The 14,035-nt window shown below is 65.6% G+C and carries 14 protein-coding genes and 1 riboswitch; of the genes, 10 read left to right on the top strand and 4 right to left on the bottom strand.

Going from position 1 to position 14,035, the window contains the following annotated elements:
* Positions 1-25 precede the first annotated feature (25 nt).
* From ACXJL8_RS15555 to ACXJL8_RS15580, 6 genes are all read left to right on the top strand, one after another.
* Positions 26-955 carry a histone deacetylase family protein gene (locus ACXJL8_RS15555; protein ID WP_456619726.1) on the top strand — a complete coding sequence of 310 codons (930 nt, stop codon included), beginning with the start codon at positions 26-28 and terminating at the stop codon, positions 953-955.
* Positions 956-1,029: 74 nt separating this feature from the next.
* Positions 1,030-1,281 carry an exodeoxyribonuclease VII small subunit gene (locus ACXJL8_RS15560; protein ID WP_456619727.1) on the top strand — a complete coding sequence of 84 codons (252 nt, stop codon included), beginning with the start codon at positions 1,030-1,032 and terminating at the stop codon, positions 1,279-1,281.
* 588 nt (positions 1,282-1,869) lie between these two features.
* Positions 1,870-3,798 carry a 1-deoxy-D-xylulose-5-phosphate synthase gene (gene dxs / locus ACXJL8_RS15565; protein ID WP_456619728.1) on the top strand — a complete coding sequence of 643 codons (1,929 nt, stop codon included), beginning with the start codon at positions 1,870-1,872 and terminating at the stop codon, positions 3,796-3,798.
* A gap of 79 nt (positions 3,799-3,877) precedes the next feature.
* Entirely contained in the window at positions 3,878-4,432 is a 555-nt protein-coding gene (locus ACXJL8_RS15570) for a nucleoside 2-deoxyribosyltransferase (protein ID WP_456619729.1), read from the top strand.
* Positions 4,433-4,454: 22 nt separating this feature from the next.
* The gene (locus tag ACXJL8_RS15575) at positions 4,455-5,189 is read left to right on the top strand and encodes a TlyA family RNA methyltransferase (RefSeq protein ID WP_456619730.1); all 735 of its coding nucleotides are present in this window, start codon (positions 4,455-4,457) and stop codon (positions 5,187-5,189) included.
* Positions 5,182-6,429 (top strand): class I SAM-dependent RNA methyltransferase, encoded by a 1,248-nt coding sequence (locus tag ACXJL8_RS15580; RefSeq protein ID WP_456619731.1) that lies wholly within the window; start codon positions 5,182-5,184, stop codon positions 6,427-6,429. Before ACXJL8_RS15575 ends, ACXJL8_RS15580 begins: the two co-directional genes overlap by 8 nt.
* A gap of 4 nt (positions 6,430-6,433) precedes the next feature.
* On the opposite strand, the gene ACXJL8_RS15585 is transcribed toward ACXJL8_RS15580, so the two are convergent.
* On the bottom strand, positions 6,434-7,015 hold the full coding sequence (locus ACXJL8_RS15585; RefSeq protein WP_456619732.1) for a hypothetical protein: 582 nt from the start codon (positions 7,013-7,015) through the stop codon (positions 6,434-6,436).
* Between the two features lie 255 nt (positions 7,016-7,270).
* Between ACXJL8_RS15585 and ACXJL8_RS15590 the strand changes: the two genes are divergently transcribed.
* Entirely contained in the window at positions 7,271-8,329 is a 1,059-nt protein-coding gene (locus tag ACXJL8_RS15590; RefSeq protein WP_456619733.1) for a class I SAM-dependent methyltransferase, read from the top strand.
* On the opposite strand, the gene ACXJL8_RS15595 is transcribed toward ACXJL8_RS15590, so the two are convergent.
* Positions 8,301-8,789, bottom strand: coding sequence for a GNAT family N-acetyltransferase (locus ACXJL8_RS15595; RefSeq protein ID WP_456619734.1), 489 nt, complete (start codon positions 8,787-8,789; stop codon positions 8,301-8,303). The two genes, ACXJL8_RS15590 and ACXJL8_RS15595, sit on opposite strands and share 29 nt — an antisense overlap.
* A 224-nt stretch (positions 8,790-9,013) precedes the next feature.
* On the opposite strand from ACXJL8_RS15595, the gene ACXJL8_RS15600 reads away from it, so the two are divergent.
* A complete protein-coding gene (locus tag ACXJL8_RS15600) occupies positions 9,014-9,655 on the top strand; it encodes a carboxymuconolactone decarboxylase family protein (RefSeq protein WP_456619735.1) in 642 nt (213 codons plus the stop codon).
* 266 nt (positions 9,656-9,921) lie between these two features.
* Positions 9,922-10,695, top strand: coding sequence for an enoyl-CoA hydratase/isomerase family protein (locus tag ACXJL8_RS15605; RefSeq protein WP_456685202.1), 774 nt, complete (start codon positions 9,922-9,924; stop codon positions 10,693-10,695).
* Positions 10,696-10,728: 33 nt separating this feature from the next.
* Here ACXJL8_RS15605 and ACXJL8_RS15610 read toward each other — a convergent pair whose 3' ends face one another.
* Positions 10,729-11,361 (bottom strand): hypothetical protein, encoded by a 633-nt coding sequence (locus ACXJL8_RS15610; RefSeq protein ID WP_456619737.1) that lies wholly within the window; start codon positions 11,359-11,361, stop codon positions 10,729-10,731.
* A gap of 174 nt (positions 11,362-11,535) precedes the next feature.
* A complete protein-coding gene (locus ACXJL8_RS15615) occupies positions 11,536-12,414 on the bottom strand; it encodes a DUF1194 domain-containing protein (protein ID WP_456619738.1) in 879 nt (292 codons plus the stop codon).
* A gap of 210 nt (positions 12,415-12,624) precedes the next feature.
* Positions 12,625-12,702: riboswitch (Fluoride riboswitch) on the top strand.
* Positions 12,703-12,793: 91 nt separating this feature from the next.
* Between ACXJL8_RS15615 and ACXJL8_RS15620 the strand changes: the two genes are divergently transcribed.
* Positions 12,794-14,002, top strand: coding sequence for an MFS transporter (locus ACXJL8_RS15620; protein ID WP_456619811.1), 1,209 nt, complete (start codon positions 12,794-12,796; stop codon positions 14,000-14,002).
* The last annotated feature ends 33 nt before the right edge of the window (positions 14,003-14,035 follow it).

Below are 14,035 nucleotides of genomic sequence, written 5' to 3' on the forward strand. Positions count from 1 at the left end.
GCCCGCATCCCATGAGCCCGACCTGATGAGCACGCTTCTCCTCTCCCACAAGGCCTGCCTCGACCACGTCACGCCGCCGGGACATCCCGAGCGGCCGGACCGCCTGCGCGCGGTGGAGGAAGCGCTGTCGCAGGAGCGCTTCCAGTACCTGGTGCGCGACCAGGCGCCGGAGGGCGATCTCGACCTCGTCACGCTCTGCCACAACGAGCATTACGTTACCGAGCTGCGCCACATCGCGCCGACCAGCGGCCAGGTCTATATCGACGGCGACACCTCGATGTCGCCGGGCACCTGGGAAGCGGTGATGCGCGGCGTCGGCGGCGCCGTCGCGGCGACCGAAGCGGTGATGGCGGGCGAGCACCGCAACGCCTTCGTCGCGGTGCGCCCGCCCGGACATCACGCCGAGATCGGCAAGCCGATGGGCTTCTGCTTCTTCGACAATGTCGCGATCGCGGCGCGGCACGCGCAACGCAAATACGGCATCGAGCGCGTCGGGATCGTCGATTTCGACGTGCATCACGGCAACGGCACCCAGGACATCTTCTGGTCGGACCCGACCGTGATGTATTGCTCGACGCATCAGATGCCGCTGTTCCCCGGCACCGGTGCGCGGGGCGAGCGCGGCGACCACGACACCATCGTCAATGCGCCGCTCGCCTCCGAAGACGGCGGCCCCGAATTCCGCATCGCGTTCGAGAATTTGATCCTGCCGCAACTGACGAAATTCAGCCCCGAGCTGCTGGTCATCTCCGCGGGCTTCGACGCGCATTACCGCGATCCGCTGGCCTCGCTGAATTTGCGCGCGGAGGACTACACCTGGGTGACGCGCAAGCTGATGGATCTCGCCGACAAGACCGCAGCGGGCCGAATTGTTTCGGTGCTCGAGGGCGGCTATGATCTGCAAGGATTGAAAGAATCAGTTACGGCGCATGTCGGCGCCCTGATGGGCGCCTGACGACACCGCCACATTACGCCCGCAAAACCCTGCTTTCTCTGCAAGAGAAGCGAATCGGGCAATCGGAAACTTATATGGCCGAAAATACCCAAATCGACGTCTCCAGGCTCAGCTTCGAACGCGCCATCGAGGAACTCGAGACGATCGTGAAGCGGCTCGAGGACGGCAAGGTGCCACTCGAGGAATCCGTGACGATCTACGAGCGCGGCGAGGCGCTGAAGCGCCGCTGCGAGGAGCTGCTGCGCCAGGCCGAAGCGCGCGTCGACAAGATCACCACCGATGCCACCGGCCAGGCCACCGGCACCGCGCCGCTCGACGTGCAATAAGGCCGGGCGTCGGAGTCGCCCATTTCAGGCAGTGGCCGGCCGCAATTTTTCATGGTCGTGTCGGGTTCCACGCGCTGGAATACGCGACGCCGCGTGATTGGCGCGGTCACGATTCGCATCGAAGAGCGTCCCGGCTGCGCAAATCGGCCCCAAACAGCCTCGCACTCGCCCAAAAGCCTGCCGCGGAACCGGGCAGGACCGGAACCTCCCCCCGCGCGCCAGGGTTAACCAAATTGGCCCGGGGGTTGCACCTGCATGCCCGTAATCGGTCGGGCGGGTTGGCTTTGGCCCAAGGTTTGGTGTAAAGCTGCGCGGAGTGTGGCTTTTTGCTAGCCTTGCGTGGGCACCGATTACCGACGACAAGCGCTTCAAACTGCTGATGAAATTGGCTGGGACGGACGAARCCGATCTGAGTGACAGGGATCACAGAGACTGAACCGGAGCGCACCTAAGCTCACCTAAGCTTGAAGACGGGGCTCTGCCCCATGCAGGTGGCTCCGGCGGTTTAAGGACTCGCGCTGCGCCGATATTGTGCAAACCCATCGCGCACCGGAATGACCTTCCGGCGCTGACAAATTGGAAATCGCCGTGAACGCATACAGTAAAACGCCGCTTCTCGACACCATCCGGACGCCGGACGACCTGCGCAAGCTCAAGGTCGAGCAGGTTCGCCAGGTCGCCGACGAGCTGCGTCAGGAGACCATCGATGCCGTCTCGGTGACCGGCGGTCACTTCGGCGCGGGCCTCGGCGTAGTCGAGCTCACCACCGCGATCCATTACGTCTTCGATACGCCGCGCGACCGGCTGATCTGGGACGTCGGCCATCAGGCCTATCCGCACAAGATCCTCACCGGCCGGCGCGACCGCATCCGCACGCTGCGCACCGGCGGCGGCCTGTCCGGCTTCACCAAGCGCAGCGAGAGCGACTACGATCCGTTCGGCGCCGCGCATTCCTCGACCTCGATCTCCGCCGGCCTCGGCATGGCGGTCGCGCGCGACCTCTCCGGCGGCAAGAACAACGTTATCGCCGTGATCGGTGACGGCGCGATGTCAGCGGGCATGGCCTATGAGGCCATGAACAATGCGGGTGCGATGAATTCGCGCCTGATCGTCATCCTCAACGACAACGACATGTCGATCGCGCCGCCGGTCGGCGCCATGAGCGCCTATCTGTCGCGACTCTATTCCGGCAAGACCTACCGCACGCTGCGCGAGGCGGCCAAGCAGATCAACAAGCGCCTGCCGAAGATCCTCGCCAACCGCGCCAACCGCGTCGAGGAATATTCCCGCGGCTTCATGATGGATGGCGGCACGCTGTTCGAGGAGCTCGGCTTCTATTACGTCGGCCCGATCGACGGCCATAATCTCGATCACCTCCTGCCCGTTCTGAAGAACGTCCGCGACATGGAGACCGGCCCGATCCTGGTCCACGTCGTGACGCAGAAGGGCAAGGGCTACGGTCCGGCGGAAGCCTCCGCCGACAAGTACCATGCCGTCGTCAAGTTCGACGTCGCCACCGGCACCCAGGCCAAGGCCAAGCCGAACGCGCCGGCCTACCAGAACGTGTTCGGCCAGAGCCTCGTCAAGGAAGCCGAGAAGGACGACAAGATCGTCGCCATCACGGCGGCGATGCCGTCCGGCACCGGCGTCGACATCTTCAACAAGGCGTTCCCGGACCGCACCTTCGACGTCGGCATCGCCGAGCAGCACGCGGTGACGTTTGCCGCCGGTCTTGCGACCGAGGGCTACAAGCCGTTCTGCGCGATCTACTCGACCTTCCTCCAGCGCGGCTACGACCAGATCGTGCATGACGTCGCGATCCAGAACCTGCCTGTCCGCTTCGCCATCGACCGCGCCGGCCTCGTCGGCGCCGACGGCGCGACGCATGCGGGCTCGTTCGACAACGCCTATCTCGGCTGTCTGCCGAACATGGTGATCATGGCCGCGGCCGACGAAGCCGATTTGGTCCACATGGTCGCAACCCAGGTCGCGATCAACGACCGCCCCAGCGCGCTACGCTATCCGCGCGGCGAAGGCCGCGGCATCGAGATGCCCGACGTCGGCGTTCCCCTCGAGATCGGCAAGGGCCGCGTGATCCGCCAGGGCAGCAAGATCGCCCTGCTCTCCTTCGGCACGCGTCTGGCCGAATGCGAGAAGGCGGCCGACGAGCTCGCCGCCCACGGCCTGTCCACCACCATTGCCGATGCGCGCTTCATGAAGCCGCTCGACACCGAGCTGGTGCTCAAGCTCGCCCGCGACCACGAGATCCTGATCACGATCGAGGAAGGCGCGGTCGGCGGCTTCGGCTCGCATGTCGCGCAGTTCCTGACCGACCAGGGTGCGCTCGACAGCGGCATGGTGCGCTTCCGCTCCATGGTGCTGCCCGACGTGTTCCAGGACCACGACACGCCGGCCGCGATGTACGGCCGCGCCGGTCTCGACGCCAAGGGCATCGTCGCCAAGGTGTTCGAGGCGCTCGGCAAGGACGTCAAGGCCGAGACGGTCAAGCTGGCCTGATTGTCGTTCAGGCGCTGTCCCCCCACCTCTCCCTATGGGAGAGGTGTTGCAGCGCGCTTCGCGTTCAGCAGGTCACCCCATGAAGATCTATCTGGCAGGCCCCGACGTGTTCCTGCCGGATGCGGTTGAGATCGGCAGGCAGAAGGCCGCGATCTGCGCTGCGCATGGGCTCACCGGCCTCTATCCCCTCGACAACGCCATCGATCTCGCCGCCCCCGATGCCTCGCGGCAGATCTTTGCCGGCAACGAGGCGATGATGGATCAGGCCGATGCCATCATTGCCAACCTCACCCCCTTCCGGGGCGCCGGCGCCGATCCCGGCACCGTCTACGAGCTCGGCTACATGGCCGGCCGCCGCAAATTGTGTCTGGCCTATTCGAACGACGGCGCCGCCTATGCCGACCGCGTCGGGCGCTTCGTCGATGTCGTGCGCGAAGGCGGACGCCTGGTCGACGCGCAGGGGCTGACGATCGAGGATTTCGGCCTCGTCGACAATCTCATGATGATCCATGCGCTGGAGCTGCACGGCTGCCCGCTGGTGACGCCGGCCGAGATGCCGGTCGACGTCTGGCATGATCTGGCCGCGTTCGAGACTTGCGTCCGGATGGCGGCTGCGCGATTGATCGCTACATAAGCGTCGTCCTCCGGAGAGATTGATGTCCCCTCCCCGCAAGCGCGCGGATGTTCTGCTGGTCGAGCGCGGCCTGTTCGAAAGCCGGGCCCGGGCGCGCGCGGCGATCGAGGCCGGSCTCGTCACCGCGAACGACAAGCCGGTCGCCAAACCGTCGGAGACGATCGCAGCAGACGCGGTGATCCAGGCCGAGCCGGCGCATCCCTATGTCTCGCGCGGCGGCGTCAAGCTCGCCGGTGCGCTGGAGCGTTACCCGATCGAGATCGAGGATCATGTCTGCCTCGACGTCGGCGCCTCCACCGGCGGCTTTACCGAGGTGCTGCTCGCGAACGGCGCGAGCCTGGTGTTCGCGATCGACGTCGGCACCGCCCAATTGCATCCGTCGCTGCGCGGCCATCCGAAGATCGTCTCGATGGAGGAGACGGATATCCGCAGCTATGACGGCAAGCGGCTGCCGGCACGGCCGGATGTCGTCGTCATCGATGTCAGCTTCATCTCGCTGAAGACGGTGCTGCCGGTGGCGCTATCGCTCGCGGCCGCGCCGATGAGCCTGCTGGCGCTGATCAAGCCGCAATTCGAGGCAGAGCGGAAGCACAGCAAGAAGGGCATCATTCGCGACGCCGCCGTGCACCAGGAGATCTGCGACGATATCGCGGCGTTCGCGGCCTCGCTCGGCTGCACCGACATCGAGGTGTTTGCCTCCTCGATTGCGGGCGGCGACGGCAACATCGAATTCTTCCTGGGCGCGCGCCGTGGTTGAGCGCCTGAGGATCGATCATGTCGGCCATCGCGGCGACGGTGTCTCGCTCGAAGCAGGCGAAGCGGTTTACGTGCCCTATGCGCTCGGCGGCGAGAGCGTCGAGGTCGATCATGTCGCGGGCCATCATCCCGACCGCCGCAAGCTGCTTGCGGTCGATGTCCCAAGTCCCGAGCGGATCGAACCGTTCTGTCCGCATTTCGGCGTCTGCGGCGGCTGCGCGATCCAGCATTGGGCGGCCGGGCCGTATCACGCCTGGAAGCGCGGCATCGTGGTCGAGACGCTGGCGCAGGCCGGCCTCGTCTGCGAGGTCGCGCCGCTGGTCGATGCCCATGGTATGGGCCGCCGGCGCGTCACGCTGCACGGCCGGTTCGGCACGCATGACGTCCTCAAGGTGGGCTTTTCCGCCGCAAGCTCACACGACGTCATCCCGATCCACCGATGCCCGATCCTCGATCCCGCGCTCGACGGCGCGCTCGATGCCGCCTGGGCGCTCGCAGAGCCCTTGACCTCGAAGATGCCGGTGACAAAGCCGCTCGACATCCAGGTCACCGCCACCGCCAACGGCCTCGACGTCGACGTGCGCGGCTCCGGTCCGCTGCCGACGGCGATGATCACCGCGCTCTCGCGGGTCGCGGAACAGCATCGGCTGGCGCGGCTGACGCGGCACGGCGAACTGGTGCTGCAACGGCTGCCGCCGAATTTGCAGATGGGCCGCGCCGAGGTGACGCTGCCGCCGGGCTCGTTCCTTCAGGCCACCGCCGTGGGCGAACAGACGCTGGCTGCTCTCGTCGCAGCGCGCATCGGCAAGGCCAAGGAGGTTCTCGACCTCTTCTGCGGGGTCGGTCCGTTTGCGCTTCGGCTTGCGGAGAAGGCACGCGTCACCGCCCATGACAACGATGCCGGCGCCATCGCCGCGCTGGCAAAAGCAGCGCGCACGTCCGGCCTGAAGCCGATCAGGTGCGAGCCGCGCGACCTGTTCCGCCGCCCCTTGGTGCCGCAGGAGCTGCGCGACTTCGACGCCGTGGTGTTCGACCCTCCGCGCCAGGGCGCGCAGGCGCAGGCGCTGAAGCTCGCCGCCAGCAAGGTGCCGGTCGTGATCGCGGTATCCTGCAACGTTGCGACCTTTGCCCGCGATGCACGGCTGCTCATCGACGGCGGCTACAAGATCGAGACCGTGGTGCCGGTCGACCAGTTCCGCCACACGCCGCACGTCGAGCTGGTGGCGAAATTTACGCGATAATGTCTTAGCGCCGAAGGCCGCCGAGCGCCGGCGACTCGCCCGGCAGCATGTTCGATCTGATGTCGCTGTCCATGCGGCTCGAGTCCTGCTGGGTGAACCCGGCCCCGAACGACAGGCTGAGATTGGAGGTCGGCTTGAATTCGACGCCTGCAAACGCACCATAGCCGGGTGCAGAGCCCGAGGTGAGCGGCGCAAGCGAACTGCCGATGCCGTTGCCGTATTTCAGCGTGTCGAAACCGGCAAAGAACGTGACGGGCATGCCGCCTGCGGTCTTGGTGTTGTAGCCGAACTGCGAGCTGTCATAGGAGAGCGCGCTGAAATTGCCGACCGGTCCCGTCTGGCTGAGGCCACTCCAATTGAGGTTGCCACTCTGGCTGCCGGCAGAGAAGCCGTTCGCAAAACTGGTGCGTGTGCCGGCATCGAAGCTCGGAAAGTTGCCATAGGTATCGAAGCTCTGGCCGGAGCCGAAGGGGCCGCCCGGGATAAAATACCTCAGGGGCGCAACTTGCGCATGAACCGGTGCTCCGCCGAGGCAAAGCACGGCGAGGAGAGCTGCGAGACCGCAAGAACCTGCAAGGCTGGACATTCTGGCTACCGTCGAAAAGTTCGCAAATTATACCCTTCGAATATCGCAGATGCCAGTGGAGCCGTGCCTGGCGCCGCGTCATCGAGTTCCAGGATGACGTCTTCCTGACGCGTTGAACCTCCGGCCCGCCGGGTTGACCCACATAGAGGACGCGCGAGTTCAGGCCGCGGCTTTGATCGCGAAGGCCTGGCTCAGTCCGGCAACGCGCAATTGCGCAGACCCTTGAAAATGCCTGACATTTGCATGGAGGCTGTCATGGAGGTCAATTCCGACAGGTTGAATGCCTTTATGGGCAAGATGATCACCGAGGTCGGGGCCGCGATGAACGCATCGCTGGTCCTGCTGGGCGACAAGCTCGGCCTCTACCGCTCCCTTGCTGCCAAGGGACCCATGAACTCCGCCGAGCTCGCAAGCGCCACCGGAACGAATGAACGCTACGTCCGCGAGTGGCTGGCGAGCCAGGCGGCTTCTGGTTACGTCGAATACGACTCCGCTTCCGGCAAGTTCTCGATGCTGCCGGAGCAGGCGATGGCGCTTGCCGACGAGGACAGCCCGGTCTTCCTCGGCGCGGTCGGCAATGTCATTGCCGCGGCGTTTCTCGACGAGCCGAAGATTACGGACGCATTCAAGTCCGGCAAGGGTGTCGGCTGGAACAGGCGCAGCGAGTGCCTGTTCTGCGGCACTGCGCGCTTCTTCCGCACCGGCTACATGCACCATCTGGTGCAGGAGTGGCTGCCCGCGCTCGACGGCGTCGTGGACAAGCTCAAGCGCGGCGCCAAGGTCGCCGATGTCGGCTGCGGGCACGGTGTCTCGACGCGGTTGATGGCGAAAGCCTTCCCGAACTCCCGCTTCTACGGCTTCGACTATCACGAGGGCTCGATCGAGGCCGCGCGAAAGGCGGCCAATGAGGCCAAGCTGGGCGACCGGGTCAGCTTCGCGGTTCACTCGGCCAAGACCTACCCGGCCGAAGGCTACGATCTCGTGTGCTTCTTCGATTGCCTGCACGACATGGGCGATCCCGTCGGCGCCATCAGTCATGTGCGCGAATCCATGGCGAAGGATGGCACCTGCATGCTGGTCGAGCCGTTCGCAGGCGACCGCCTCGAAGACAACCTCACCCCGGTCGGACGCGTCTACTATGCGGCGTCGACCATGATCTGCACGCCGGCGTCGCTCGATCAGGAGGTCGGCCTCGCGCTGGGCGCTCAAGCCGGCGAGGCAAGGCTGCGCAAGGTCGCGCGCGAGGGCGGCCTGACCCGCTTCCGTCGCGCCACTGAGACGCCCTTCAACCTGATCCTCGAGGCGCGGATCTGATCTCCATCACGCCGGGCGCGGGCCGGTGCGCGACATAGCCGACCCGCAAGCCCGGCACGAAGCCGCAGCCCTCGTAGAAGCGATGCACGCGCGGGTCCTTGCGGCCGCTCTGCATCAGGACGTGATGGCAGTCCTTGCGCCAGGCGTCGGCCAGCGCTGCCGCGACCACGGCGCGTCCATGACCGCGGCCCTGATATTCGGGATGAGTCACGACATTCTCGAGGAAGCCATGGCGCCGGCCGGCGCGCAGCAGATTCGGCGCGGTGATGAGCATGCAGGTGGCGACGATCTTGCTCGCGTCGTCCGAAACCCACACCGCGAGATCATCGCGGGACAATATCTGCCGCCAGACATCCGCCGCTCGCTCCAGCGGCTCGGCGGCCGCGCTGACCTCCGAGACGCGAAACAATTCGAGCAGCGGGGCAAGATCGGGCTCTCGAGCCCACCTGGCGTTTGGCATATTGCGATCCCTGCATTTGAGCAGCCGCTCGCGTTCTGGCGGCGACCGTGTCGACGAAGGTAAGCTGATTCCCATCGCGCGACCGGCGATGACCTGCGCATCCTTGCTGCACGGCCATTCCGATGCCGCAGCCTTAACCGGCGTCGGCGTCCTTGCCCCGTTCGCGCCGCGACGTAAGCTGGCGTCGCGCAAGGCGGCGATAGTCCGCCAGATGGGAGAACGTTATGAAATACCTGGGACCGGCACTCGCTCTCCTGGTTGCGGTCACAATTTCGGGGATCGGTCGTGCCGGCGAACCGTCCCGCTTCGCGCCGCTGAAGCCGGACGAGCTCACGCCGCCGCAGAAGGAGTGGGCCGATTCGATCTCGGGGCCGCCGCGCAACGCCAAGTTCGCCAACCCACCCTACCGCGCCTACATCCGCAACCCGGAGCTCGCGCCAAAGCTGTCGGCGATGTCGGACTATCTGCGCTGGAATTCGTCGCTGCCGGCACGCCTGAGCGAGTTCGCCATCCTGATCACGGCCCGGCAGTGGACGGCGCAATATGAATGGTTCGCGCATTATCCCCTCGCCATGAAAGCCGGGCTCGATCCGCAGGTCGCCAAGGACATCGCGAGCGGCGTGCGGCCGCAGGCGATGAAGGACGACGAAGCCGCGCTCTATGATCTCGCGATGGCGCTCTATCGCGACAAGAAGGTGTCCGACGAGGTCTACCGCGCGGCGCAGGCGAAGTTTGGCGAGCGTGGCATCATGGATATCATCGGCCTGATCGGCTATTACGACCTGGTCTCGATGACGCTGATCACGATGCAGGCGGAAGCACCGAACGACAGCGTGCCGCCGCTGCCGCCGCTGGCGGCGAAATAGAAGCAGCACACGACCCGCTCTCAATTTGCGAATGGACCTGGCCGGCGAGCCCAATTTTAGTACCGTCACCCTGAGGTGCGCGCCCTGCGGCGCAATCGCGCCGTAGGGCAAGCCTCGAAGGGCGACGGCCCGGCTGCATCGGGCCGCGCATCCTTCGAGGCTCCAGCGACAACGGCTTCGCCGTTGCGCAGGGATGACGGAGTTGACGGTGGCGCAACGACGATGTGGACGCATCCGCAACGCGTCTTGAAAGCATGGAGACCCCGGTGACAACGGACAACCCCGTCGCCTACGAACGCGCAGGCAGCATCGCCCGCATCACGCTACGCCGTCCGCCGGTCAACGCGCTGAGCCTCGAGGTCATCCGTGCGGTGGTGGCAGCTCTCCGCCGCGCCGCCGATGATCCGGATGCGCGCGTCGTCGTGCTGGCGAGCGCGATCCCCAAACGCTTTTCGGCGGGCCTCGATCTCGACATCCTGCTTGGCAAATCCGGCGCCCAGATCCGCGAATTCCTCCAGGCGCTCTACATCGACCTCTACGACGCCCAGTACGGTCTCGGAAAGCCGTCGATCGCCGCGGTCGGCGGCGCGGCACGCGGCGGCGGCATGACCATGGCGGTGTCCTGCGACGTCGTGCTGGCAGCCGAGAGCGCGACCTTCGGCTATCCGGAGATCGACGTCGGCGTCATTCCCGCGATTCACTACGCGCATCTTCCGCGCATCGTCGRACGCCATCGCGCCTTCGAGCTGCTGTTCACCGGCCGCGTCTTCAGCGCCACTGAAGCGCGCGAGCTCGGCGTGGTGAACCGCGTCGTCGGCGATGCCGAGCTGGAGGCCGAGGTGCTGAAGCTCGCGGCGCAATTCGCCGGAAAATCGGCCGCGGTGGTGCGGATGGGTCGGGCCGCCTTCATGCGCCAGATCGACCTCGACTATCGGCGCAGCATTGCCAGCGCCGTGGACGATTTCTGCAACGTCGCGACGTCGGACGAAGCGCAGGAGGGTTTGAAGGCGTTCGTGGAGAAGCGGGCGCCGAAATGGTGACCAGCGCCGACAGCCCCGGAAGGCGCGGTGGGTTCAGGCGGTCTTGTCCACCGAAGACGATGAATCGGCCGGCGGATATTTCGTCACCGGCACCATGAACGACTTGCTGCCGACCTGGTAGATGATCTTGCCGTTCTTCCCATCGTCGGTCGCGATCTGCGCCTGTCCGAACATGATGACGTTCTTGTAGACGATGCCCGTGCCCTGGCGGGTGATGCCGTCAGTGGTCACGCTGACCTGGGCTTCCTTGCCATTGACGGACAGAACGCGAAAGCTCGCGCTCTTGCCGTTGTCGGAGGAATAGCCGCCCCAGCTTCCCATGAGAAGGCTGTCGGAGGCCGGCGGCGCCTGCTTCTCGAGAGTGGCGGTCTGCTTGCCAGCGCCCGCGGAGGACAACAGCACCAAATTCTTGCCGTCCTTGGTGCCGACCGTGACCGTGCCGAAAGTGAGAAGCGCGCCGCTGACCTGGCCAAAACCACGCTCCGTGCGCCCGTTATGGGTGTACTCGACCTGCGCCCGGGCACCGCGGATGTTCACGACCTTGAAGCTGACGGGCTGGTTGTTGCCCGCCCAATTGCCCTTCCATTCACCGAGAAGAGCACTCTGGTGATACACCCGCTCGTTGGCGGGAGAAATCTGGCTGGTGCTCGAGGTGACGACGGCCATTGGATTGCTCGGCGGACAGGTCTGGCGAATCCGCTGCCCTGCGCGCCGGACAGCAATCCGGGACAGGCCCGGAAACAGACGGAAACAATCCGATTAGGGCCATGCAGCAGTTAACGAGCGGTTAAGTTCAACCGCCGGGTGAAATGAGGCAAATGGTCTCATTCGGAGTGCGCCTCAGCGCCCCCAGCGGTCCGACCAGATCTTCTCGCCGATCATGCAGCTGACGCGCGGCTCCTTGTCCGCAACCCGCACCACGGGACGCTCCGGCGTGCGGCCTGCAACCTCCATCAGCAGCTTGGTGCGGATCGCTTCCTTGAACTTGTCGCGGTCCTTGATCGTGATGACGAAGGAGCCCGGACCGCCGATGACGCAGTCCTCGTAATAGTAGTCGAGATTGTCGATATCCATGGTCGAATAGGACGGCTCCTTGACCATGATCGGCAGGCCGTTGATGACGATGCCCTTCTCGATCGCCGCGTCGCGCGCCACCGTCACCGGGCCGCCATTGTTGTTGGGGCCGTCCCCGGAAATGTCGATCACGCGGCGAATGCCGTGATAGGGATCCTCGTCGAACAGCGGCATCGCGAAGGTGATCGCACCGGAGATCGAGGTGCGCGAGGCGCGCCGGATCGGCGTCTTCAGGATTTCGGCGGCGACCGCGTCCGCGGTCTCCGGTCCGTCGACCAGCCGCCACGGGATGATGATCTTCTGGTCGGTCGAGGCGGCCCACTCGAAATAGGTCACCGCGATACGGCCGTTCGGCCCCATCTTCAACGCCTGCAGGAACTCCTTCGACTGGATCGCCTGCGCATAGCCTTCGCGCTGGATCGCCAGCTCGTCCATGTCCATGGAGTAGGAGACGTCGACCGCGAGGATCAGCTCGACGTCGACCGTCTGCGCGTCCTTGTCGGCCGCTTGCCGCTGCGATGGATTCTTGTTCGGTTCGAGTTTCGGCGGTTCAAATTTAGGTCCTGGTGCCGCGATGCCCGCAACATCCCCTCCGGCAAGCACGCCGGCCACCAGCACAGCCCCGATCGAGAACAGCAAGCGCATCGCAGTCTCCCGTCGTATGACGTGATGGTGACATGCAATCGCCTTGCCGCAAAGCGGGAAGATCGGTTGTGCTTCACATTCGAGTTAGGAATGCAAGCTCTTACGCCGACACGCCGCGAGTCCGCCATGGTCACGCCGCTGGAATGACCGCGGCAGATGTGGAGAGGCGCCCCGCCCTATTGTCCCGCGCGATTTCCATGCTAGGCTGACCGCACAGATGGGGATGGAGTCCCCCGACAACCGCCCGGCGGTCGATGATCGTAATGGGCTGATGACTCCTGCTTGAGGTGGGGCAATTTTTGAGCCTCCGCCTTTGGCGGGAGCATGGACAAACCCGCCGATGGCGGGTTTTTTGTTGCCTGATGACAAAGGCCGGGACGTGACGACGACGACACCACATGCTGCGCGCGCCGGGCTGCCCAGGGGAATCTGGGTGCTCGGCTTCGTCTCGATGCTGATGGACATCTCCTCGGAGATGATCCACGCGCTGCTGCCGGTCTATCTCGTCACCGTGCTCGGCGCCTCCGCGCTCACCGTCGGGTTCATCGAGGGCATCGCGGAGGCGACCGCCTCGATCACGAAGATCTTCTCCGGCGCGCTGTCGGACTGGCTCGGGCGGCGCAAGCTGCTTGCCGCGCTCGGCTACGGCCTCGCCGCCCTGACCAAGCCGCTATTCCCGCTCGCTCCCAGCGCCGAATGGCTGGTCGCGGCGCGCTTCATCGACCGCATCGGCAAGGGCATTCGCGGCGCGCCGCGCGATGCGCTGATCGCCGATATCGCACCAGCGGGCCTGCGCGGTGCGAGCTTCGGCCTGCGGCAATCGCTCGACACGATCGGCGCCTTCCTCGGACCGCTCGCGGCAATCGGCCTGATGTGGTGGACCGCGGACAATTTTTCTGCCGTGTTCTGGGTGGCGGTGCTGCCGGCCTTCTTGTCCTTCGGTCTGATCGCGCTTGCGGTCAACGAGCCGGAGCCGGACCCCGGCCGGGAACCTGCGAAAAATCCCCTCAACCTCGCCGCAATGCGGCAGCTCGGCGCGGTGTATTGGCGCGTCGTCGCGGTCGGAATCGTCTTCACGCTGGCACGCTTCAGCGAGGCGTTCTTGATCCTGCGGGCTCAGAGCATCGGCCTCAATGCGATGTGGGTGCCGGCCGTGCTGGTGCTGATGAACATCGTGTATGCGCTGTCGGCCTATCCGGCCGGCGTCTTGTCCGATCGGATCAACCGGACCGGCCTGCTCGCGCTCGGGCTCGTCTTCCTTGCGGCGGCCGATCTCGCGCTCGCTCTGCTGCCGAATCTCGCGGGCCTGGCGCTCGGCGTCGTGCTGTGGGGGCTGCACATGGGATTGACGCAAGGGTTGCTCTCGGCCCTCGTCGCCGACACCGCGCCGCCCAATCTGCGCGGCACCGCGTTTGGCTATTTCAACCTGTTCACCGGAATTGCACTGCTGGCCGCGAGCGTGATCGCCGGCGCGCTGTGGGACGCTTACGGCCCGGCCGGCACGTTCCTCGCGGGGCTCGGCTTCGCGCTGGCCGCGCTCGCAGGGTTGCTCGTGATCGGTAACGGGCTGGCGGCGGAGCGCAAGTGACGAGAGGAGACCATTCGCCGTGCTGAACGGAGT

The organism is Bradyrhizobium sp. P5_C11_2 (assembly GCF_054049755.1).

What these genes read in the sequence shown, in the direction of transcription:
- ACXJL8_RS15555 (WP_456619726.1), top strand. Translation starts at nt 26, where the DNA reads ATGAGCACGCTTCTCCTCTCCCACAAGGCCTGCCTCGACCACGTCACG.
- ACXJL8_RS15560 (WP_456619727.1), top strand. Translation starts at nt 1,030, where the DNA reads ATGGCCGAAAATACCCAAATCGACGTCTCCAGGCTCAGCTTCGAACGC.
- ACXJL8_RS15570 (WP_456619729.1), top strand. Translation starts at nt 3,878, where the DNA reads ATGAAGATCTATCTGGCAGGCCCCGACGTGTTCCTGCCGGATGCGGTT.
- ACXJL8_RS15585 (WP_456619732.1), bottom strand. Translation starts at nt 7,015, where the DNA reads ATGTCCAGCCTTGCAGGTTCTTGCGGTCTCGCAGCTCTCCTCGCCGTG.
- ACXJL8_RS15590 (WP_456619733.1), top strand. Translation starts at nt 7,271, where the DNA reads ATGGAGGTCAATTCCGACAGGTTGAATGCCTTTATGGGCAAGATGATC.
- ACXJL8_RS15595 (WP_456619734.1), bottom strand. Translation starts at nt 8,789, where the DNA reads ATGCCAAACGCCAGGTGGGCTCGAGAGCCCGATCTTGCCCCGCTGCTC.
- ACXJL8_RS15600 (WP_456619735.1), top strand. Translation starts at nt 9,014, where the DNA reads ATGAAATACCTGGGACCGGCACTCGCTCTCCTGGTTGCGGTCACAATT.
- ACXJL8_RS15610 (WP_456619737.1), bottom strand. Translation starts at nt 11,361, where the DNA reads ATGGCCGTCGTCACCTCGAGCACCAGCCAGATTTCTCCCGCCAACGAG.
- ACXJL8_RS15615 (WP_456619738.1), bottom strand. Translation starts at nt 12,414, where the DNA reads ATGCGCTTGCTGTTCTCGATCGGGGCTGTGCTGGTGGCCGGCGTGCTT.